Raw genomic sequence first — 24,204 nt, 5'->3', positions numbered from 1 at the left:
CGTGCCCACGTCAACAAGTGAACTTCCGAAGCCGCCTCGAGGCTCGTGGGTCCTTCCACTGGTGAAGCATGGCACGGAGGATATGTGAAGAGAATCGGCAACGTGGGGTTTCGACTGATCGTCGGCTTGGGGATTCCGTTTTTCCTGATGATGACGGCCTGGCCTGTCCGAGCGAACGGACATGGCCTCTCGAACGAAGAAACCGCGCTACCCGGATTGATTCGCGTCGCGAAAGGGGACTCGGTACGGTTCGACATTCCACCGCAACAGCTTACCGGCGCGCTCACGGCGTTCGCCGAGCAAAGCAGCTGGCAGGTGTTCTACAGCGCGGACATGGCCGACAACGTCAGGAGCCAAGGTGTGACGGGATCGCTGGAGCCGGAGAAAGCGTTGAAAGAACTGCTCTCCGGCACGGGACTGAGTTTTCGCGTTACCCAGCCGCGCACGGTCACGCTGGTGCAGGAGGAAGGGGCCGTCGTTCCTCCGCCCATTATCGCGGCGCCGGAGGTGCAACCTCAGGGCGCATCGGGACCGCCGGAAGGGTCCGGGCGCGCCGACACCAAGCCGCTGAAGGTGCAAGAAGTCGTGGTGAAGGACGTGCGGATGCGCGACCCCGGCATGTCCTACGTGGCCGAGGAGACGAATAGCGCGACGAAAAGCGATATCCCGCTGCTCGAAACGCCCCAGTCCGTCTCGGTCATCACCCGCGGACGGATGCAATCGCAGGAGGTCAATACGATGGCCGAAGCGCTACGATATACCGCGGGCGTGCAAGGCGAGCCGTCCGGGTTCGAACCTCGTCTCACCTGGCTCCGGCTGCGTGGTTTCGAGAGTTCAACCGACGGACTGTTCAAGGACGGCTTGCAGCTTCGCAACCCCTCGTTCGGTACGACCTACAATCTGGAGCCGTACGGCGCGGAACAGGTGGACGTGCTGCGAGGTCCCGCGTCGTTTCTGTACGGGCAAGGGAGTCCGGGCGGGCTGCTCAACTTCATCACGAAGCGGCCGACGCTGGACCCCGTGCGCGACGTCCAGATGGTCGTGGGCAATTTCAACCGCTATGAAGGCCGGTTCGACTTCGGCGGGAAAATCACCGAGAGCGACACGTTGTCCTTTCGCCTGACCGGCCTCTTCCGTGAGAGCGGCACCCAAATCGATCATGTGCCGTACGATCGCATCTTTGTCGCACCGGCGCTGACCTGGCGCATGTCCTCCAGAAGCAGCCTGACGTTTCTGGCCACGTATCAGAAGGACAACGTCAACGCGCTGCAGTGGTTGCCTTCGTCGGGGACGTTGCTTCCCAATCCGAACGGCGTCGTGACGCCGCACCGGTTCGGCGGCCAGCCCAGCACCGACCACTATAACCGCTCCGAATATCACGTCGGCTACGAGTTTCGTCATGAATTTGCCGGCAATTGGAATTTTCTTCAGAAAGTCCGCTACAACCAGAACAATGTCAATCAGGCGACAACCTATATCTTTGCCCTGGAGCCGGACCAGCGGACCGGTCTCCGCGACGAATGGAGCGACGTCGGAAGATTGGGCGGCCTGGCGATGGACAACCAGTTGCACGGTAAGTTTTCCACGGGATCCCTACACCACTCCGTCCTGGGTGGTGTCGATTTTTGGCGTACGACATTTGCGTTACAACGGCAGTTTGCCGAGGCGTCTTCCGTCGACGTGTTTAACCGATATGATTACGGCACGCCGGGGGTCATTCCGTATTTCAACAGCAACCAGGAGTTTACGCAGTATCAAACCGGCGTGTACGTGCAGGACCAGGTGAAATACGACCAGTGGCTCCTGACGGGTGGCATCCGCCACGACTGGGCCAAGAATGAAACAGCGGATCTGCTCGCCAATACGAACCAGAGTCAAACCGATAAAAAACTCACCGGCCGCGCGGCCTTGACCTACCTCTTTCAAACGGGTCTCGCGCCGTATATCAGTTACTCGACGTTTTTCCTGCCCTCGATCGGAGTCAATCCGGGCGGGCAGCAATTCAAGCCGGAAACCGGGATGCAATACGAGGCCGGCATCAAGTATCAGATTCCCCGTACGAGGGCGTTCGTGACGGCGGCCGTCTTCGATCTGACCAGGGAGAACTACGTCCAGACCGATCCCGGAACCTTCTTGCCGGTCCAGCGGGGCAAAGCCAGGTCCCGGGGTGTCGAGTTCGAAGGGAGCGCCAGCCTCGATTCCGGTCTGGACATCATCGCCGCGTATACGTTCCTGGATACGAAAATCCTGGAAACGACGGATCCGGTGGAACAGGGGAAAATGTTCATCCAGACGCCCCCGCAATTCGGATCGATGTGGGTGAAATATACGTTTCCGGAAGGTCTGCTGAAAGGGTTCGGATTTGGTGGCGGAGCCCGCTATACGGGCCACACTTACGCGGATAGAGCCAACACCATCAAGGTGCCGAGCTACGTGCTCGGAGACGCCGTCGTCGACTATCTCTGGAAACAGTGGCGGTTCGCCCTGAACGTCACCAACATCTTTAACCGGCACACCTTCGCCTGCTTCAACGAAGGGCAAACGTGTACGTACAACGAACTCCGGACGGTCGTCGGCACCGTGGCGTATAAATGGTGAAGACCCGGACGGACTGCGGCAGCGCCACTCTCTCTTTTCCTCGTTCAGACCAGCCCTTGGCAGCACGGCCTCGGAAACTATTTGAGTCTTCCGGCGGCTGAACATGGCCTCCTGGTGACGGGTACCCCATAGTGCCAGTTTCCCGGCGTGATTAAGACTCGGCAGGGGCTCATTCGTCTTCTTCTATGAACGAGAATAGCCGGACATCCATGCTCGAACAATTGTTCGTGACGCACCGCCACACCCTCGTGTCGACGATCGCACGCATGGTGGGGTGCCGCCACACGGCCGAGGACCTCGCGCATGAAGCCTACCTGAGGGTCTCCCAGGCGTTAGACGCGCGTCCGATTCTCAATCTTCAGAACTTTCTGTATCAAACCGCCCGCAATCTGGCGATCGACTACATCCGGCGCGAGCGGCTCCGTCGGGGCTTCATGAACGACGCCGCCGAAGCGGATACGCTGACGGCCGTGCCCTCGGCGCAGCCGTCTCCGGAAACGCAGACGATGGACGGGCAGCGGTTGGCCTTGTTCGACGCGGCATTGTCGACGTTGCCGGTTCGCGCGCGGAGGATGCTGCTCCTGAACAAGATCCAGGGATTGGGATATCCCGAGATCGCCGCGCAACTCGGGGTGTCCGAAAGCACGGTCTACAACGATATTCGCTTCGCGGTGGCGCACTGTTTGGCCGCTATGGTGGAGAAGGATGCGCTCTGATCGAACCCCGGCGCTCAGCCGGCCGATGGAACAGGCCTTGGATTGGTTCCTGCGCCTGAAGGAGGCGGGCGTCGGTGAATCCGACCGCCGCGCCTTCGACGCCTGGCGGGCGGCCGATCCCAGTCATGCCGGGGCTTACCGTGCCGTCGTCGCCATGTGGGAGTCTCCGGAATTTACCGCGTCCGTGGCCCGCCATGGACAGGCGGCCTGCGAGGTCATCGAGCAGCGAAAAACTCGGCCATGGAAGCGATATGCGGCGATCGCAGCCTGCGCGCTGCTGGCCGTGGGATTGATGAACCTGACCGCCATTCGCGTGGCCTGGCAGTCCGACCACCGCACCGGCGTCGGGGAGCGCGAGCGGCTGTCGTTCTCGGATGGATCGACGGCGGTTCTGAACAGCGGATCCGCGGTCGCGCTTCAGTTCACGCCGGAGGCCCGCAGAGTCGAATTGCTGAAAGGGGAAACGTATGTCGACGTCAGTAAAGACCCGCGGCGGACGTTTGAGTTGGCCGGCGGGGAGGCCGTTGCGCGAGTCGTCGGGACGGGGTTCTCCATGCGGCGCGAGTCCGACGCCTCCATCGTGACCGTCCACCATGGCGAAGTGGCTGTCCGCCGCTCCGGGGAGGGGCAGGAGGAAATCCATCTTCACGCAGGGGATCTCGTGCGCGTCACGTCTCGTGGAATGGAGCCGGTGCGTCGTGTGGATCCTGGCGACGCATTCGCCTGGGTTGAGGGTCGCATCCGATTTCATGATCAGCCGCTCGGGGACGTGCTCGCCGAACTCGATCGGCACCATTCGGGCGTCATTCTCGTCACCGATCCGAGGTTGAACGCGATCCGCGTCAGCGGTAATTACCGACTCGACAATCCCGCCGCCGTCGTGGCCTCCCTTGCCGATGCCACGCATGCGAGGGTCGTTAACATCTCCAGTTACGTGATCATTCTCCATTAGCGCGGTTCGATCATTCCCCCCTGGTTCATTCCCGCACATTCGGCTCGGCGCGCTTCGTCCTCTCATTCCGGCTGTCGTGTTCGTCTACGGTTAAGACTTTCGACGGCTCCGTTCGTCATGACATATGAACCGGCCGACAAGGGCGGGACGCGGTCTTACACGAGGAGCATTGCATGACGTCGGAGAAGAGAACCGTCCGAGCTTGGATGAGAGGACTAGGATGGTTGTGCGTAATGGTGGAACTCGGTGTGTCGCCATGTGTGTCTGTGGGGGCAATTGCCCATGCCGAAGAGGCGCAGGTTGCCATGTCTGAGCCGATGTATACGTTTGACATCCCGTCGCAGCCGCTGTCGTCGGCCATCGACGAGTTCATCAAGGTCACCAACTGGCAGGTGGGCTATGGAGCGGACATCACGCGCGGGGTGGTGTCTCCGGGAGTCAGCGGGCGGCACTCGGCGCGGGAGGCGCTGGATGGGATGCTGAGCGGGACCGGATTGACCTATCGGTCGTCCAGCGACGATACGGTCACCTTGGAGCGGGCGACGTCCTCTCTTGTCGCCCCGGTGGTTGCGGGCGCCGCAGCCGGGGCTGCCGCCGGCGCTGTCGTTGCGGCCTCAGCCGAAGAAGGAACGTCGAGCATCGCGGCCGGTCAAAAGCCCGTGAAGGTACCGGAGATTTTCGTCAAGGACGTGCGGGAGCGGGACAACGATACGAAGTCGTACGTCGCGCAGGAGGACGGCACGGCGATGAGGACCGACACGCCGATTCGCGACGTCCCACAGTCCGTGCAGGTCATCACCAGAAAGGTGATCGAGGAGCAACGCACGTTCCGGCTGCAAAACACGCTGGAGAACGTGTCAGGCATCAACGCCACCGACGCCGCGCTCTCGCTGTACGACAATCTCCTCATTCGCGGGTTCGTGGCCACCGAGCGGAGCTACTTTCGCAACGGGTTGCTGGATCCGTTCGCGCAGTTTATCGCCTCCGACACGTACAACATCAGGCGGATCGAAGTATTGAAAGGGCCGGCGGCAGTGCTCTACGGGCAGGGCGACCCGGGCGGTATCATCAACGTGGTAACCAACAAGGCGCTGTCCGAAGCCGCATATTCGGCCAACGTGACGCTCGGCAACTTCAACTTCTATCGGTCTGAAATTGACGCCACGGGTCCGCTCAATGCCAGCAAGACTCTGCTCTATCGGTTGAACGTCGCCGGCCAGAAGGCCAATAGCTTCATCGACTTTGCCAATCGCGATCTCGTGGCGGTGGCTCCCAGCGTGACCTGGCTCATGGGCGCCCGGACGGCGTTGACGGTTGATTTCGATTATCTGCGCAGATGGAGCAACGATCCCTACGGTCTTCCGGCGGAGGGGACGTATCTCCCGAACATCAACGGCCCGCTGCCCCGCAACCGATCCGTGACGCTCGGGAATTTCAGCAATCTCAACCGCACCTCTTATCGGGTCGGCTACGATATCAGCCATCAATTCAATGATGCCTGGTCCATTCGCAATGCCTATCGGCATTCGATCGTGACGGATGACAAGAACAGCCTCTACGCGTTCCCGGATACATTGGATCCCGATCAGCGGACACTCCAAAGATTGCAAGTGTTGCAGCCGGCCATCAACCGGCGGCATGCCGATTCGATGATCACGAATCTCATCGGTCATCTGCGGTTTCTGGAGATGGATCACACGCTCTTGACCGGTTTCGAGTTGCGCCAAGAGAAAACCGATCAGTTCATGTATCAAGTCGGCGCCGCACCGCCGCTCGACCTCTATGCGCCGGACTATTCCATTCCGCCGTTGCCGTTTACCGACCCGCCGAACAACTTTCTGGCGACCAATAGGACCGCCGGGTTCTACATGCAGGATCAGATCGCCATCCTGCACAACCTAAAAGCCGTCGCCGGCCTGAGATTCGACTATGTCCATCAGATGAATCAGACCGCTGCGACGAGCGATTCGTCGGACACCACGGCTGTCAGTCCCCGGTTGGGCCTGGTCTATCAACCGATCGAGCCGGTCTCGCTCTATACCTCTTGGACCAGGGGGTTTCAGCCGAGCTCGCCGGGCTCGTTCAATGCGAGCGGCCAGTTGTTCAACCCGGAGCGATCCACCCAATATGAAGTGGGGGCCAAGATCTTCGCGCTCGAAAACCGGGTATCCGCCACTCTCGCGTGGTTTCATCTCACTCGCCAGAACGTGCTCACGACCGATCCGTCGAACTTTTTGTTTCAGGTCGCAACGGGCGAGCAGCGGAGTCAAGGCGTCGAGTTGGACGTCACCGCCCGGGTGACGCCCGGATGGAATGTGATCGCCAGCTATGCCTATACGGACGCCGAAGTGACGAAAGACAATGATCCCCAGTTGCTCAATAAGCGTCTGGCGAACGTGCCTTATAACAAGTTCACCATCTGGTCGACATACCATTTTCAGGAGGGGATGCTGCGGGGATTCGGCGTTGGCGGCGGACTCTTCGCGTATTCGGATCGAAACGGATCGATCTTCGTCGATCAGCCGGTCATGCCGGGCTATATCAGAGCGGACGGGGCGGTGTATTACAACCGGGCACTCGAGCATGGAAATTGGCTGGGAGCCAAGGGGGTCGACGTGGCGGTGAACATGCGAAACCTGCTTAACCAGCGGTACGTGGCGACGTCGTACAACGGAACTCCGCAATTTCTGTTCGGCGAGCCCTTTACCGTGTTGGCCACGGTGGGGATAAAATTCTAGAGTTGCCGAGGCCCGGAAGCCGGTGGAGTGCCGGCTATTCCTCGTAAGTAGCCGGACTTGTGGAGCGTTTGCACCCTTTCCTGCCGCATTGATCAGTCCGGCGATTTCATCATCCGCCACGTGATTTTCCGGCCTACGAACATTCCCTCTTACTTTTGTTCAGTCTAGAGTCAGGCTTCGTTGATCCTGTACGTCGATCAAGGCCATGACTGAACCCAACTCCGAATCCAGTCCGCAGCCGTTCGGCGAATCGCAACTGTTCAACGCGTTTCACGCCTGCGTGAAAGAGCTGAAGTCGTTTCTTACCCGCCGAGTGGGATGCCCTGAAGCTGCGGCGGACATCGTGCAGGATACGTACATTCGCTTGGCGATGAGAGGCGAGCAACCCCGACACACGAATCCGCGCGCGCTGGTCTTCAGAGTCGCAGCAAACTTGGCCACGGACCATGCAAGACATGAGCGCATGCGGGAGAAACTCGATGCCGGGAGCATCGACGACCTCGTGGTCGCCTCAACGGCACCGGCTCCGGACGCGGCGATCGCGGCGAAGCAGGAGGATAGGCTGTTCAAACAGGCCATCGCCGCGTTGCCCGAGAAATGCCGAATGGTATTTCTCTTACGCATGTCGCAGGAATTGTCCTACGGGCAAATTGCCGATCGTCTTGGTATTTCAATCAGTGCGGTCGAGAAGCACATGAGCAAGGCGATCATTCATTGTCGCGGGTATGTCGAGGGACGGGGCGACGCAAGCCATGGGTGAGGCTTTCCTCGGGACAATCGTTGTGTAAGGATAGGGATGGACGGCGCCGTATTTGACATGATCGACCCACAGCTTCCCCAACGCCATCTCCAGGATCAGGCTGTCGCCTGGCTGGTCCGTCTGCAATCCGAGGAAGCCACCGATGCGGACCGTGCCGGGTTCGCCGCGTGGCTTGCCTTGAGCGACTCGCATCGCAACGCCTATTCGGAAGCGGAAATGTTCGTGGGGAAGCTTCGTCGTCTGGCGTTGGAAGCCTGGGATGAGCAGCTCTTCAAAACGCCTTCCCGATCAAGGGTCTGGGCCAGGTGGTGGGTGCCTGCCGTGGCCGCCTGCATGGCGCTCCTGTTCCTGGTCTTTTTCAGGCCCGCGTCAACTCCATTGTCTCCCGATGTCCTCAAGACGGCTAAAGGCGAGCATCGACGATTTCAGCTGGAGGACGGTTCGTCCGTTCTGCTCAATTCCAATACGACCGTACGCGTGGCATTTACCGGACAGCACCGCGGAATGGAATTGGAAGCGGGTGAAGCATTCTTTGTCGTGGCCAAGGATTCGAAGCGGCCGTTCGAGGTACATGCCGGCCTCGGAACGACGAGAGCGGTGGGAACCGAATTCAACGTCAGGCTTCGTGAATCGACGGCCACCGTCACCGTCGTCGAAGGGGTCGTCCGTGTTTCACCGTCTCCTCGCTCCGGCGGGGGAACCGTCGCCGACTCATCGGTCGAGGTTTCGCACAACGAGGCCGTCAGCTATTCCGGGTCGGACGGGATGGGATCGCTGCGGCGGAGCGACCCGGTGACGAGCCTTGCCTGGCAGCGAGGGCAAATGGTCTTCAACAAAAGACCGCTGGCAGAAGTCATCGATGAACTGAACCAGCAGTGGGACAGACGGGTTTTTGTGGCGGGCCCGAGGCTCAGACAACTCCCGGTGAACGGGGTGTTCGATATCCACGATCCAGACGCCGTAGTCCGCGCTGTCGAGCGGACATTCCATGTCCGCTCCCTGTCACTTCCTCTCAACATTCTTGTCCTCTACTAAGCCGTTGTTCTCCTGGAAGGGGTTCAGGCTCCCATGGGGCACGGCTTGGTAAATTCCTGCCCGGTGCGGCAGTCCTCTCGTCTCGAGGCGCCGCGCACACGCGAAAAAAAAGTTGTCATGCCGGATGCGGGTTCGAACGCGCCGTCCGTTGTATCGCTATGAAGCCGATTCGTACCGATACTGCGTAAGGAGTCACTATGCGGCGTCTCGTTTTCCGTGCCCTCTTCGTATTGTGCAGCCTGTCGGCCCCTGTCGCGACGGGGCTCGGCCCCATGCCTGTTTACGCGCAGTCTCATGAGATGGGTCAACCTCCCGCACCGACCGCCCGTGCGTTCAATATCGAAGCACAACCTCTGGGCGCCGCAATCGCGGCTTTTGCCGCGACGACGCGGTACCAAGTCCTGTATGGGGACGGCATTCGACAGGATGTGCCGAGCCACGGTGTGCAGGGAACGTTTACCCCTGAGGCCGCGCTCGACCGCCTTCTCGAGGGAACGGGCGTGACCTACCGGTTCATCGACGCCACGACGTTCACGCTGGAGCAAACCTCGTCTCTTCCGGTGGTCGTGCCGTTGGCCGCGGCCGGAGCGGCCGGGGCGGTCGTGATGGCCGACGGCGCGTCATCCGTGTCCGGCGACGGCGCGGCTGCTCCCAAGCCGGTCAGAGTGCCGGAAGTCGTGGTGAAGGATGTCCGGACACGCGACGATACGGCCAACTATGTGGCGGAGGACGCCAACACGGCCACGCGCACCGATACTCCGATCATTCAGGTCCCCCAGTCCATCGCGGTCGTGACGCAAAACGTCATTCAAGACCAGCGGGCGGTTCGTGTCGAACAGGCGCTGCGCAACGTCAGCGGCGTCGCGCTCGGCGATGCCGGCCAGTCGGGGATTGCGGCCGATGTGGCCTATTGCCGGGGATTCCCCTGCGGGTACTTCAAGAACTATCTCCGGAACGACGATCAGAATCAGGCGCTGACATATCGGGACGTGGCCAACATGCAGCGGATCGAAGTTCTGAAAGGGCCCGCTTCGGTCCTCTACGGCAGAAGCGAACCGGGCGGTATCGTCAATATTCTGACGAAACAGCCGCAGGCGGACCGGTACGCTTCCATCGATCAGATCGTCGGAAGCTATAACTATTACCGCACCATGATCGACGTCACGGGGCCGCTCGACGAAGGTAAAAAATTACTGTTCCGGGTCAACGGTGCCTACGAGAACTCGGAGAGTTTCCGGGACTACGTGCACGGCTTTCGTTACTTCGTCGCCCCGGTCTTTACGTGGAAGGCGAGCAATCATACGACGATCAGCGTGGAAGGCGAGTACATCCGGGATCGCCGGACTCCGGATTCCGGACTCCCGGCGATCGGCACCGGCGTCGCGCCGGTGCCGGATACCCGCTTTTATGGCGAACCGTTCGATACCATGGCGTTCGAAGAAGGGCGCGCCGCTCTCTCAGTCCTGCACCAGTTCAACGACGCCTGGCGCATCGAAAGCCGATTCAGGGCCGATATGTCCACCGCCACGGCGGCTCGCACCGTTCCCCTGGCGGTATTGGGGAACCAGTCGCTGGCCCGGTTTTTCTTCAATCAGTTGGCTCCCATCTCCAGCTACTACTGGCGCAACGATGTCATCGGCAAGCTGTCGACCGGTTCGATCAAGCATGAAATCCTGACCGGCGCCGAACTCGGCCGGCAATACGCGTCCTACAATCAAGCCGCCGTGCCGTTCGACACGGTTAGTATCTTCAATCCCGTCTACAATCAAACCCCCGAGCCGAATTTGCAGAGAATCCCGTTCAGCAACAGCTTCGCGAATGCCCTGGGCGGCTACGTCCAGGATCAGATCTCCCTGCCGTACAATTTCCATGTATTGGTGGGTGCGCGCGGCGATTACTTCTACCAACACAGCGGAGTCAACGGCGTGGACACCAAGGCCGAGAACTATGCCTTCAGCCCGCGCGTCGGCATGACCTATCAGCCGTGGGAATCGTTTTCGGTCTATGCGAACTTCACGCGTTCGTTTCAGCCGAACTTCGGCCCGTTCACCGCCGCCAGCAATCAATTCGATCCGACGAGAGGCACGCAGTACGAAGCCGGAGTCAAGAGTGTCATCGTCCCCGGACGTCTGACGTCCACTCTGGCCGTCTATCGAATCGACAAAACCAACGTTCTTGCGCCCGACCCCGTCAACCCGCTCTTTTTCATTCAGACGGGGGCTCAACGGAGCCAGGGTGTCGAGTTCGATCTGACCGCGCAGTTGGCGGAAGGATGGAAGGTCATTGCGACGTACGCTTATACCGACGCGCGGGTTACGGAAGACACCAGGGCGATCGTCGGCAATCGCTTGCCATTGGTGGCGCGGAACACGGGGAGTTTCTGGACCACGTACGACTTCCAGGTCGCTCCGTTGAAAGGTTTCGGCGTCGGCGCTGGCATTTTCGCCGCGGGCGAGCGGGCGGGGGACTTGGCGAATACGTTCGAGCTTCCGGGGTATGTGCGGACCGACGCGGCGCTGTACTATCGCAAGCCGGAGATCTTCCCGCATACCAACCTGATCGCACAGCTGAACGCGCAGAACTTGCTCAATCAGGATTATTTCTACAGCGGCGGCCAGAGCCGCGCGATGGCCGGGTTCCCCGGTGCGCCCCTGACCTTTCTCGGATCGATCAAGTTGGAATTCTATTGAGGCTGGCTTGTTGATATGACCATCGACTCGTTCAGGCGCTGGTACTGGATTCACAAGTGGACCAGCCTGGTCTGCACCGTGTTTCTGCTCCTTCTCTGCCTGACCGGTTTGCCGCTGGTGTTCAGCGACGAACTGCGTCTCTGGCTGGGCGAAGCCGTCGAACCGCCCGAGCATGCCGTGAGGGCCGAGCCTGTCATTCTGGATGCACTGATTCAGGATGCGCGGGCCAGGCGGCCGCAAGACCACGTCAAGTTTCTCATCCGCGACGACGACGGTCCCGCCTGGTTCGTGACGATGGGCGACACGCCCGCGGCGCAGGAAAATAGCGCCACCTTCACGTATGACTCCAGAACGGGCGAGTTCCTTCACGCGGTGCCGCAGAATGAGGGGATCGTCAATGTCCTCTTTCGATTGCACGTCGATATGTTGGCCGGATTGCCGGGAACGCTGTTTCTCGGTGTGATGGGGTTGCTCTTCGTCGCGTCCGTCGTTTCAGGCGTGGTGGTGTACGGCCCCTTCATGCGCAAGTTGCCCTTTGGACTGGTGCGAGGCGCTCGCGGCCCCCGGCTGCGCTGGCTGGATCTGCACAATTTGCTCGGGATCGTGACGGTGCTGTGGGCGCTGGTCGTGGGGATCACGGGGGTGGTGAATACGCTGGACCGTCCTCTGTTGGGCTATTGGCAGATGACGGAGATCTCCGAGATGATCGCGCCATGGAAAGGCAAGAACCCGCCGGCCCGTATCAGTCCGGTAGACGACGCCGTCCGGGCTGCAGAAGGGGCGGTGCCTGACATGCTGATCCGATTCATTGCCTTTCCCGGAACTCCCTTCGCCGGCTCTCACCATTATATGGTGTTCATGCGGGGGGACACGCCGCTCACGGCCCGTCTGCTCGCGCCTCTGTTGGTCGATGCGGAAACGGGCCAGGTCAGCGACCGGCGGGACCTTCCCTGGTATCTGACTCTGCTGTTGGTCAGCCAGCCGCTGCATTTCGGAGACTATGGGGGCATGCCGCTCAAGATCCTCTGGGCGCTGTTGGATGCGATCACCATCGTCGTCCTTTGGAGCGGGCTGTACCTGTGGTGGAGAAAGCGGCAGCAGAGGGTGGAGGATATGATCGTCGTCGACCCCTCACAGAATGCGGTTCGAGTCTAAGCCCCGGAATGAATGTCCTGCTGAAGGTAGAGCCATGAGTCGTCCGCGCGCAACCCGTCAAATCTGGGCGATGCCGGTGAGTCTCGCGTGGCTCACCGGAGTCGGATTGATCGCCGCGCTTCTCGGCGACGGAATCTGGGACGTCGTGTCGTGGATCACGCTCGGCACTCCGATCGCCGTGGTGCTGTGGTGCGTCGGCCGATCCGAGGCACGCGCCTCCTCGATCGCCGATTCTTCCGATATCCTGTAGCGCGGGCGGTCATGCGTCGCCGCCGGCTTCTCCAAGGGGCGGGAGCCACTTACTTGTTCTTCATCTCCTGCGGTTTCTTGCCGTCCTCCAGGGTGAATTGGTGCCGCACCGCGCTGGGAGTGCTTTCGCCGAAATGCTGAAAAGCGGCATCCACCATCAGCGGAGCCACTTGCTCAAAGTTTTTCGAACGGCTGGTATTCGTGGTTTCGCCGCGCCACAGTTCGACGACGGGTCCGGTGTTGCTGGATTTTTGGAGATCCACGACGACGACGACCAATTGATTGGTGTACGTGCGCTGCCCGGACGTATCCTGAGATGGCCCGCTCGACATCCCATAGCCGCTGCCTCCCGGGCTTCCCGGACCCATCCCGCCCATGTTTGCGCCGGCATTACCGGACTTGGCGGGAGCGGCGGAAGCGCCTTCATGGGTCGCGTACGCGAGGAACACGCCGAGTTGGGCGGTCTTCTCGCTCGTTTTCTTGTATCCCAGGTCATCCATCTTGCCGGCCACCAACGCTGCGTACGCGGGGAAGGCCTGATCTTTCTCCACTTCGGCCGTGGGAAGCACCACGTACGTGACATGTGGAGGAACGGCTCCAGACTTCGTCGTTCCGGATGCATCGACGACCACAGTTTGCGCGCACCCGGCGGTCAGCAGCAGACCGCACAGGAGCAGGGACACACGGAGCACATCTTTCATGTCGCCCTCCGATCGTGAATCGACAAATGGAATGCTTGACGCGTGGCGTGAGTCACAGTGGATTCCGAACTGGTTTACGGAAAATGTCTCTTCTCCATCATATCCGCGTACGAGGGGATTTGTCCCGTCGGCCGTTTTTGACGATTTGCATTTTCTCAAAATGAATGGTCCCGCCTCATTCGGCTCTATCTCAGGATTGGGTCTTTCTACCTAACGGTAGATCCATGTGGGGAAAACCCTTGGCGTCGGCATGCTTGGTGCTAGAACGGCCTCGTTCCGGCCACGACAAAAAAACTCCGCACATGTGAGGGAGCCGGGTCGTATTCCGTCAATGAGAAAGGCGGCAATGGAAGGATGCATTGTCCACCATCTGACCGAACCGCCTACGACAAGTTGCGACGCAAGAAATGAATGAGGCGGTGCGCAGGCACCCACAAGGTTCCGACGGATCCGGTTCGATCCGAGAGACAGAGCTTCCGCGACTCATCGGCTTCGGTTCCGCCCGCACGGCTGGTGACGGGCAGAGCGATCGAGGCGGATGGAAGAGTGAACTGAGAAAAATCCGCGCAGATTTCTTGCCGGTTCGGTGATGACGGATTCCGTCATTTTATGCTCGGGGTGTGTCTACCGTTCGGAGGGAGTCAGGTGGGGGTAGGTCAGCACGGAGACAAGACTCTGGTCGATCTCGCCCGCCGAAGAGCAGGCGAGTCCCCCGCGCAATCCGCGTACACGTTTCTCCTCGACGGGGAGACTGAAGCGTGTGAACTGACGTACGGGGAACTCGATCGCCGTGCTCGCGCGATCGCCGCCTGGCTGCAGTCGTTCGGCGCGCGGGATGAACGGGCCATCCTGCTGTTCCCTCCCGGCCTTGACTACATCGCCGCATTCATCGGTTGCCTGTATGCCCAGGTGGTGGCGGTGCCGGCCTATCCGCCTCTGCGGAAGCGAACCATGGGACGCCTGCAGGCCGTGCTCGCCGATTCCGGAGCCATCTTCGCCCTCACGACCGGGAAAATTCGCGCGAACATCGAACGGTTTGCGGACCAAGAACCCGAGACGCTTGCCGGCCTGTCGCGTCTCCGATGGCTGGAGACCGATGCGGTGCCGGCTGCCATCGAAGATCAATGGCGGCGTCCAACCGTAACGGGTGAGACGCTTGCCTTCCTCCAATACACCTCCGGATCGACGGGTTCGCCGAAGGGCGTGATGGTCGGGCACGACAATCTTTTGCACAACCAGCACATGATCCGGCAGGCCTTCGGCCATACGGCACAGACGACCGTGCTGGGATGGCTGCCGCTGTATCACGACATGGGATTGATCGGAAACGTGCTGCAGCCGTTGTATTTGGGGCGGCCCTGCGTCCTGATGTCTCCCGCGCATTTCATGCAGCGGCCGTTTCGCTGGCTGTCGGCCATTTCCCGGTATCGGGCCACGACGAGCGGCGCGCCGAATTTCGCCTACGACCTCTGCGTGCGCCACGTGAATGAAGAGGAGCGAGCCTCGCTGGACCTCAGTTCCTGGTCGGTGGCGTTCAACGGGGCGGAGCCGATTCATCCCGGAACGCTGGATCGTTTCACGGAGACTTTCGGGCCGTGCGGATTCAGGCGGGAGGCCTTTTATCCCTGCTACGGATTGGCCGAGGCCACCCTGTTCGTGTCGGGAGGAGTGCACGGCCGTGCTCCGATGCTGCGAAACGTGGAAAAGGCGGCTCTCGCGCAGGCCCGCCTGGTGGACTCCGCGGACGAGCGCGACGCTCAGCGTCTGGTTGGGTGCGGCATATCGGGACTGGATCAACAGATCCGCATCGTCGATCCGGATAGCCGTACTGTCCGTCCGGACGGGGCGGTGGGAGAGGTGTGGGTCAAGGGGCCGAGCGTGGCGCGAGGCTACTGGAACAGGCGGGATGCAACAGCCCAGACCTTCGAGGCCGTCATCGCGGAAAGCGGCGAAGGCCCGTTTCTTCGAACCGGCGATCTCGGGGTGACGAAAGACGGCGAACTATTCGTCGTCGGCCGGTTGAAAGACCTGATCATTATCCGCGGGCGCAACCACTATCCCCACGATATCGAAGCGACGGTTCAAGGCGTGCATCCTGCCCTGCGGGCCGGCGGCAGCGCGGCGTTTTCAGTCGAGGTTGAGAGTGACGAGCAGTTGGTCGTCGTGCAGGAACTGGCTGGACGAGCCGGCCTGGACGTCGAAGCCCTCATCGCCGACATCCGCCAGGCCGTCGCCGAGCACCACGAGATCCAGGTTCATGCGGTCGTATTGATCAAGCAGGGCACGCTTCCCAAGACGTCCAGCGGAAAAGTGCAGCGACGTCTGTGCCGGGAGAAATTCTTGACGGATGGGTTGGACACGATCCGCGCGGTCTTGCAAACCGGTGGAGCACCAGCCGTAGAAGCCCACGCCTGGGGTCCCGCTGATTCCGTCGAAAGGGCGATCGCCGGGGTCTGGGCGCAGGTGCTCGGCCGTGCATCCGTCGGACCGGACGACGACTTCTTCGCGCTGGGCGGAGACTCGTTGCGCGGCACGCAGGTGTTGGTCCGCCTACGGAAGATCTACGATGTGGACGTGTCGTTGGAGTCGCTGTTCGATACTCCTACCGTGGCCGGACTCGCCGCACTGGTGGAGTCGCGCCGCCTGGCCGAGCTTCCGGCGATCAAACAGCCGTCGGGGGCGGCTCGGGAACGCCGCATGGACGTGATGCCGTTGTCCTATTCGCAGGACCGGTTCTGGTTTCTGGATCAACTGTCTCCGGACAGCCCATTCAACAACATTCCCGTGGCGCTCCACATCGCCGGACCGCTCGATGTCCCGGCGCTCGAACGCGCCCACGCGGAAATCATCCGGCGCCACGACATACTCCGGTCCCTGTTCGTATTGGACGGCGGACGGCCAGGGCAACGCATCGTCCCTCCAGTCGACGGCGTCCTTTCGATCGACGATCTCTCCGCGTTCGCGGGCGCCGATAGGGAAGAACGGCTCAGGCGCGCGATGACCGACGAGGCGCGTCGCCTGTTCGATTTGAGCCGGGGACCGGTTCTGCGGACCAGGCTTCTACGACTCGGCGAGTCCGAGCATGTCCTGTTGTTGACCGTCCATCACATCGCGGCCGACGGCTGGTCCATGCGCGTGCTCAGCCGCGAACTCTCGCGCCTGTACGAGGCGTTTCTCGCAGGACTTCCGTCGCCGCTCCCCGCGCTGCCGGTGCAGTACGTGGACACGGTGCTGCGGCAGCGGGAGCAAGCGGACGGAGAAGAATGGAAGAAGCAGGAGCACTATTGGCGCCGTCAGCTGGAGGGAGCGCCGCACACGTTGACACTGCCGTTCGATTTTCCGCGGCCGGCGGTTCAGGGGCAAAGCGGCGCCCGGCACGCATGGACGATCGATCGGGAGATCGGCACGCGGATCGACGCGCTCAGCAGGACGCGGCGGTGCTCGTCGTTCATGACCTTGCTCGCGGCATTCGACGTGCTGTTGAGCCGATACAGCGGCCAGACCGATTTCTGTGTCGGAACGCCGGTGGCCAACCGCGGCAAACTGGACAGCGAAGATCTCATCGGCTGCTTCGTGAATACGGTTGCGGTGCGCGCCGATCTGTCCGGTGATCCGCCGTTCATCGAATTACTCGAGCGGGTGCGCAAGACGGTACTTGGCGCGCAGGCACATCAGGACGTTCCGTTCGAGCGATTGGTCGAGACCCTCCAGATACCGCGATCCCTCAGCCATACGCCGATCTATCAGGTGATGATGGTCCTCGAGGACAATCCGCCGGACCTCTGCCGGTTGAGCGGCTGTGACGTCCGGCGAATGGCGACGAGTACCGGCACGTCGGCCTTCGACCTGGCGTTAGAGTTGACGGCGCAGCCGGATGGGAGCGTAAGCGCGGTCCTTGAATACAGCACGGACCTGTTCGCCGGCGACACGATGGCCCGCATGGCCACTCACTTTGACGAGCTGCTCCGGCAAATCGTTCGGCGTCCTCAGGCCCGTCTCAGCGAACTCGCGATGTTGTCCGGGGACGAGCGTGCTGCGGTGCTCGTGGATTGCAATCGAACTGCCGCGGACTATCCAAGCTCGCACTGTCTCCACCACCTGTTCGAAGAACAAGCGCGTATGAGACCCGACGCCGTCGCGCTGGTCGCAGAGGGCCGCGCGTACGGCTATGCGGACGTGGATGCCCGCTCGAACCGGCTTGCCGCCTATTTGAGGTCGCGGGGCCTGACGACGGAGACCAGAGTCGCTTTGTGCGTGGAGCGCTCGCTTGAAATGGTGGTGGGACTGCTCGGCGTGCTCAAGGCAGGGGCCGCATATGTGCCGATGGATCCAGCCTATCCCGGAGACCGGTTGGCCTTCATGATTCGGGACAGCGGAGCGGAGCTGCTCCTGATCCAGGGCCGCAGCCGCCCCGCCGTTTCCGATTGCGGCGTTCCCGTTTTGGCGTTGGATGAAGAATGGCAGAGCGTCGCCGCTGCTCCGTCGCTCGCCGCCCCCGTGTCCGTGGGGCCCGACAATCTCGCCTATGTGCTCTATACCTCCGGCACGACAGGCAGGCCGAAAGGCACCGCGATTTCGCACCGGTCCCTGGTAAACCACAGCACGGCGATGGTGCGTCACTATGGATTGGGCCCGGGCGACCGCGTGCTTCAGTTTGCCTCCGTCAGCTTCGACGTCGCGGCGGAAGAGTGTTTTCCCAGCTGGGCTGCCGGTGCCACCGTCGTATTGCGGCCGAATGAGCCGGTGACCGCATTTGCCGATCTCCATCGCTTCATCCTGGATCACGGACTGACGCTGCTCAACCTGCCGACCCCGTACTGGGCCGACTGGACCGAGGTGATGGAGCAGAATGGAACGACGCTCCCGCCGTCCGTCAGATTGGTCGTCGTCGGAAGCGAAAAGGCGTTGCCGGACAACCTGGCCCGGTGGCAGCGGCTCGTCGGCGATCGGATTGCCTGGTGCAATTCGTACGGTCCGACCGAAGCGACGGTCACCGCGAGTTATTTCGTCCCGGGTGAGGATCGCAGCTGGATGTCCCTGGCTGCGGTGCCGATCGGGCGCCCCATCTCGAATGTGCAGTTGTATGTCCTCGATTCGTCTCTCCAGCCGGTTCCGGCCGGCATCGCCGGTGAACTGTGCATTGGCGGGGTTGGACTGGCCCGAGGCTACCACGGTCAACCGGGGCTGACTGCCGATCGGTTTGTTCCTCACGGCTTCAGCGACCAGCCGGGGGCGCGGCTGTACCGCACCGGCGACCGGGTCCGGAGGCGTCCGGACGGCAACCTGGATTTTCTGGGACGCGGTGACGATCAGATCAAGATCAGGGGCTTCCGGGTCGAGCCGGCCGAAATCGAGTTCTGGTCCCGAGAACATGCCGACGTCAAAGACGTGCGTGTGTATCTCGAATCGGCCGATCGGGCGGGGGAAATCTCCGCACCGGTTCGGCTTGTCGGGTATGCCGTGCTTCGGGAGGGCTCGTCTCTCTCCATGCAGCAGCTCCGTTCCTTTCTCGCGGAACGTCTTCCGGAATATATGGTGCCGGCGGTCTGGGTATTCCTGGATGCGTTTCCGTTGACCGAACGGGGCAAGGTCGATCGCGAGGCCTTGCGCGCGCTGGTCCAACGCTCGCCGGAGACCCCAGCCGCATCGTCGCCGCCCGAGACAGAAACCGAACAGGCAATCGCGGAAATCTGGAAGGACGCGCTGGGCGTGGCGGCCGTCGGTCGGCAGGATAACTTCTTCGATCTTGGCGGTCATTCTCTCCTGCTGGCCAAGATCCTCACCAGCCTTCGTTCGTTGAGTCGTCGTCCGCTCGCGATGCTCGATCTCTTCCGGTATCCGACCGTGCAGTCGCTGGCCGCGTATCTCGAGGGAAGCGGGGACGGCACGGATCGCGGAGGCGCGGAGGAGAACGCGGATCTGGCGCATCGCGCGAAAGAGCGGCGCACGGCCGGCGTGCGCCGGCTTCGCCGGCAGCGGGAACAGCGGCAAGGCGCCAAAGATGGCATCTGACAAGGAGCGGGATCCGGTGCAACGGCACGACCACGATCGGGAGCGCGAGGGATTAGACATCGCGGTCATCGGAATAGCCGGACGCTTCCCCGGCGCCGGCGATTGCGACGCGTTTTGGCGCAATCTGCGAGACGGCGTCGAGTCCATTGCCACGCTCAGCGAAGAGGACCTGACGGCCTCCGGCGTGCCCGCCCGATTGCAGCGAGACCGAACCTACGTCAAGCGGCGGGGCGTCCTGGAGGGCATCGATCTGTTCGACGCGGCGTTCTTCAGCGTGACGCCGCGGGAGGCCGAACTCATGGATCCCCAGCAGCGCCTGTTTTTGGAATGCGCCTGGGAAACGTTCGAACATGCCGGCTACGACCCGCAACGGTTTCAGGGTGCCATTGGCTGCTATGCCGGCTCGAGTTCCAGCGGCTATCTCTTCAACCTCTTTCCTCACGGCCTCACGCTCCAGTCGGCCGCCGACATGGCTGCGGTGCTCGGCGTGGAGAAAGATTCGCTGCCGACGCGCGTGTCCTACAAGCTAAACCTGGAAGGCCCCAGCGTCGCAGTTCAGACGGCCTGTTCCACTTCCCTCGTCGCCGTGCATCTGGCCTGCCAGGGCCTGCTCGCGGGGGAATGCGAGATGGCTCTGGCGGGCGGGATTTCGATCAACGTGCCTCAGAAAGTCGGATACCTCTATCAGAAGGGCGGCATCGCCTCGCCGGACGGGCATTGCCGGACGTTCGACGCGGATGCGCGGGGCACGGTCGGCGGCAGCGGCGTCGGCCTCGTCCTGCTGAAGAGGTTGGAGGACGCGCAAGCCGCCGGCGACCATGTTCTGGCCGTGATCAAAGGATCCGCCGTAAACAACGACGGGGCGCAGAAGGTCGGCTATACCGCGCCTCGCATCGAAGGACAGGCCAAGGTCATTCAAGCGGCTCAGGCCGCCGCCGGAGTGGAACCGGACTCGATCACGTATGTCGAGGCCCACGGCACCGCCACGCCGATGGGCGACCCGATCGAAGTCGCCGCCCTGACCCAAGCCTTTCGTGCCGGCACGGACCGGCGGGGCTTCTGCGCGCTGGGCTCCGTCAAGACCAACATCGGACATCTGGACGCGGCTGCCGGGATCGCGGGCTTGATCAAGGCGGTGCTCGCGCTATCGCATCGGCAGATTCCTCCCAGTTTGCATTTCAGCCGGCCGAATCCCGAAATCGCCTTTGCCGAGACCCCGTTTTACGTCAACGAGAAGTTGGCGGATTGGGCGCGCAATGGGACGCCCCGCAGGGCCGGCGTCAGTTCATTCGGCCTCGGTGGAACCAACGCGCACGTCGTCCTGGAGGAAGCGCCCCTGTCCGATTCCAGGCCGGCCGAGTCCGGCCCGCATCTTTTCGTACTCTCCGCCAGATCGGCATCGGCGTTGAGCGACGCATGCCGCAAGCTGGCAGCCCGTCTCGGCGAAGACCGGAGCATCCATCCGGCCGACGTCTCGTATACGTTGCAAGAGGGTAGGCGCGCGTTTGCCCATCGCCGATGGATTGCGGCGGACACAGTCGACGAGGCCGTCGCCGCACTCGGCCGTCCCGACGAGACGAGAACGAGCACGGCGGCGGACGGGGCGCGGCCGGTGGTGTTTCTGTTCTCGGGCCAGGGATCCCAATACCCCACGATGGGTGTCGGCCTCTATCGGTGCCAGCCGGTTTTTCGGGAGCAGATCGATCGGTGCGCGGAGCTTCTCGTGCCGCACGTCGGAGGAGACATCAGGCCATGGTTGTTCGAAGAAAGCACGGCGGATCCCGAACGGCTCGACCGAACGGCCGTCACGCAGCCGGCTCTCTTCGCCCTGGAGTATGCGCTCGCCCGGCTCTGGATGAGCCTGGGTGTGCAGCCGCAGGGCATGATCGGCCACAGCATCGGGGAGTACGTCGCCGCCTGTTTGTCCGGGGTCTTCTCGCTGGAGGACGCCCTCTCATTGGTCGCTCTGCGAGGCCGGCTCATGCAGGCTCTGCCGGCCGGCGCCATGCTGGCGGTCTCGATGCCCGAAGCCGAAGCGGCTCCGTGGCTCCGTGAGCACGATGTCGATCTTGCGGCCGTCAATGCACCGAATCAATGCGTGTGGTCCGGACCGATCGAGTCGATCGATCGGGCGGAAACAGTCCTCGCCGGCCGAGGCATTCAGACGGTGCGGCTCCGAACATCTCATGCGTTCCATTCCAGGATGATGGATCCCATCCTGGAATCCTTTCGGACGCGCGTCGGCGACACCGCCAGGCGCCCGCCGACGATTCCATGGGTCTCCAACGTGACCGGAGAGTGGATTTCCACCGAGCAGGCGACGGATCCCCGATATTGGACCGACCACTTGAGGCAAGGCGTCCGCTTTGCGGACGGCATTCGCACGATACGCCGCGCGCCTGAACGAGTCCTGCTCGAAGTGGGGCCGGGTCAGACGCTCTGCACACTCGCACAACGGCAGATCGAGGGCGAAACGTCGACGGTGTTCGCGTCGTTGTCGCGCCGGCGTCGGGCCGCTGCGGCGGTTCAGGAGGCGACCGAATTTCTTGATGCCGTCGGCCGGCTGTGGGGAGCGGGTGTGCCGATCGAGTGGAGCGGATTGCGGGGGGAACGGGCAGGCCGCGTGCCGTTGCCGACGTATCCGTTCGAGCGGCGGCGCTTTTGGGTGGAACCGGCAGCGCGCAGCGAAGCCGATTCCTTCGGAGACATCTCGGCGAAGAAGTCCGACAGCGCCGACTGGCTGTATCGGCCATCTTGGAAACGGGCGGGCCTATGCCGTCGACCGGCACAACCGGAACCGGCTCCATGGTTGGTGTTTCTCGATGATCATGGCGCGGGTGCCGCCATCGTCCGCCATTTGGAAGGGGCGGGGAGTTCCGTCATCCGCGTGTCGGCGGGCGACCGCTTCGAACGAGACGGGCAGCATGGTTATCGAATCCGTCCCGGTGTGCGTGACGATTATCAATCGCTGGTCGATGCTCTCCGGCACGCTCAACGAGTGCCGCGACGGGTGGCGCACTGCTGGAACGTCCGAACGCCCGGCGTCGATCTGACCGTTGACCGGTTTCGCCTCGCGCAAGATCGTGGATTCCATAGCCTCGTCTTTTTGACGCAGGCGCTGGGAAGCCGAACGTCAGCCGAATCGACGCGGATTCTGGTGCTCACGACCGGCCTGCAGGACGTGACGGGTGACGAAGAGTTGCGGCCCGCGCTCGCGCCGCTGCTGGGAGTTTGCCGGGTGGCGCCTCAGGAATATGCCAACCTCGCCTATCGGACGATCGATCTCGAAGACCGGACGGGATCGCCGTTGCTGGACGACCGGCTGATCGACGGACTCCTTGCCGAGACGCAATCCGACGACCCCGTGGTCGCTTATCGCGGGTCATATCGCTGGGTGCCGGCCCATGAGTCGGTCCGGATCGATCGGTCGGACAAGCCAGCCTGCTTGCGGATGCACGGTGTGTATCTCATCACGGGAGGCCTCGGCGGCGTCGGACTCGCTCTTGCGGACTATCTGTTTCAAACGGTTCGGGCCCGCCTGGTCCTGGTGGGCCGGTCGAAGCCCTCCGAAGAACAGCAACGGTCGGTCGATGCGCTCCGGGCGGCCGGCGCCGAGATTCTCGTCCTCAACGCGGACGTGGCGGATGCCGGGCAGATGCGCACGGTCGCGGCGACGACGCGTGAGCGGTTCGGCGCCATCCATGGCGTGGTGCATGCGGCGGGCATCGCCGGCGGCGGTCTTCTCGATCTTAAGACCGTCGAAGCCTCATGGGATGAATTCGCGCCGAAAGTCGCCGGCGCGCTGGTGCTGGACGAGATCCTGCGCGATGTCCCGCTCGATTTTCTGGTCTTCTGCTCGTCGTTGAACGCATTGACCGGCGGCGTCGGCCAAGCCGGCTATTGCGGCGCCAACGCCGCGCTGGATGCGCTCGCCCACGCGATGTCTCGACGCGGCCTGCGCGCAATCAGCGTGAATTTCGATCGATGGAATCAAGTCGGAATGGCGGCGAAGGCCGAGGCGCGTTTGAACGCGATGCAGATCGACGGATCGGAATTCGACGGCATGACGGCTGCGGAAGGCCTGGAGGTGTTCGCCCGGATTCTCGAGAATCGGTTCACGCCCCAGGTCATGGTGTCGGTACGCGATCTTTCCTCGGTGATCGCGTACAGCGCGCGAACGGCGCTTGCGCACGCGACTGGTCATGCCGCCTTCGGCGGAACCTGTGAGCCGGCGAGGCCGGGGACGGGTCATACCGCGCCGGTGCCGGGCGCCACGATCGAAGAGCAGGTGGCGTTCATCTGGAAGCAGATCTTCGGCATCGAGCAGGTGGAACTCCGGCAAGACTTCTTCGCCCTCGGCGGCGAATCGCTGGCGGCGCTCCAAATTCTGAACCGCGTCCAGGAGGTCTTCGGCGTCGAAGTCGCGCTGCGGAAGTTTTTCGAGGCTCCGACGGTGGCGGGGCTCGCGGCGGAAATTCGTGGAAGCAAGGCCGACGGGGCCCGGCCCGCCCCCGACATTGTGGCGCTGCCCAGAAGGGCCAAGCTTGCGGCGAGCCAGGGCGCGGGCGGCAGGAACGGCAAGACGTGAGGAATAGATC

General features: G+C 62.3%; 12 protein-coding genes. 11 read left to right on the top strand and 1 reads right to left on the bottom strand.

Annotation, left to right across the window (positions count from 1 at the left end; translation table 11 throughout):
* Positions 1-84: 84 nt before the first annotated feature.
* From NSJP_RS17915 to NSJP_RS17875, 9 genes are all read left to right on the top strand, one after another.
* Positions 85-2,598, top strand: a complete 2,514-nt coding sequence (locus NSJP_RS17915; RefSeq protein WP_080888238.1) for a TonB-dependent siderophore receptor — start codon at positions 85-87, stop codon at positions 2,596-2,598.
* A 209-nt stretch (positions 2,599-2,807) separates the two neighbouring features.
* Positions 2,808-3,314, top strand: coding sequence for an RNA polymerase sigma factor (locus NSJP_RS17910; RefSeq protein ID WP_172834444.1), 507 nt, complete (start codon positions 2,808-2,810; stop codon positions 3,312-3,314).
* Positions 3,304-4,266 (top strand): FecR family protein, encoded by a 963-nt coding sequence (locus tag NSJP_RS17905; protein WP_080888236.1) that lies wholly within the window; start codon positions 3,304-3,306, stop codon positions 4,264-4,266. The genes NSJP_RS17910 and NSJP_RS17905 overlap by 11 nt, the downstream gene beginning before the upstream one ends.
* Positions 4,267-4,571: 305 nt before the next feature.
* Positions 4,572-7,004 carry a TonB-dependent siderophore receptor gene (locus NSJP_RS17900; protein ID WP_172834443.1) on the top strand — a complete coding sequence of 811 codons (2,433 nt, stop codon included), beginning with the start codon at positions 4,572-4,574 and terminating at the stop codon, positions 7,002-7,004.
* Between the two features lie 205 nt (positions 7,005-7,209).
* On the top strand, positions 7,210-7,764 hold the full coding sequence (locus NSJP_RS17895) for an RNA polymerase sigma factor (protein ID WP_080888234.1): 555 nt from the start codon (positions 7,210-7,212) through the stop codon (positions 7,762-7,764).
* 36 nt (positions 7,765-7,800) lie between these two features.
* Entirely contained in the window at positions 7,801-8,799 is a 999-nt protein-coding gene (locus NSJP_RS17890) for a FecR family protein (RefSeq protein WP_080888233.1), read from the top strand.
* Between the two features lie 197 nt (positions 8,800-8,996).
* Complete coding sequence (locus tag NSJP_RS17885) at positions 8,997-11,489, top strand: TonB-dependent siderophore receptor (protein WP_080888232.1); 2,493 nt, start codon at positions 8,997-8,999, stop codon at positions 11,487-11,489.
* Positions 11,490-11,504: 15 nt separating this feature from the next.
* Positions 11,505-12,644: a PepSY-associated TM helix domain-containing protein gene (locus tag NSJP_RS17880; RefSeq protein WP_080888231.1), complete on the top strand. Its 1,140-nt coding sequence runs from the start codon at positions 11,505-11,507 to the stop codon at positions 12,642-12,644.
* 34 nt (positions 12,645-12,678) lie between these two features.
* Positions 12,679-12,894 (top strand): hypothetical protein, encoded by a 216-nt coding sequence (locus tag NSJP_RS17875; protein ID WP_080888230.1) that lies wholly within the window; start codon positions 12,679-12,681, stop codon positions 12,892-12,894.
* Between the two features lie 49 nt (positions 12,895-12,943).
* Here NSJP_RS17875 and NSJP_RS17870 read toward each other — a convergent pair whose 3' ends face one another.
* Complete coding sequence (locus NSJP_RS17870) at positions 12,944-13,594, bottom strand: DUF4136 domain-containing protein (protein ID WP_080888229.1); 651 nt, start codon at positions 13,592-13,594, stop codon at positions 12,944-12,946.
* Positions 13,595-14,239: 645 nt separating this feature from the next.
* Between NSJP_RS17870 and NSJP_RS17865 the strand changes: the two genes are divergently transcribed.
* Positions 14,240-19,606: a non-ribosomal peptide synthetase gene (locus tag NSJP_RS17865; RefSeq protein WP_197685445.1), complete on the top strand. Its 5,367-nt coding sequence runs from the start codon at positions 14,240-14,242 to the stop codon at positions 19,604-19,606.
* Complete coding sequence (locus NSJP_RS17860; RefSeq protein ID WP_080888227.1) at positions 19,596-24,194, top strand: type I polyketide synthase; 4,599 nt, start codon at positions 19,596-19,598, stop codon at positions 24,192-24,194. The genes NSJP_RS17865 and NSJP_RS17860 overlap by 11 nt, the downstream gene beginning before the upstream one ends.
* The last annotated feature ends 10 nt before the right edge of the window (positions 24,195-24,204 follow it).

The sequence above is a fragment of the Nitrospira japonica genome (genome assembly GCF_900169565.1).
In the GTDB taxonomy this organism is placed as follows: Bacteria; Nitrospirota; Nitrospiria; order Nitrospirales; family Nitrospiraceae; genus Nitrospira_C; species Nitrospira_C japonica_A.
This window is presented reverse-complemented; position numbering and strand designations above follow the sequence as displayed.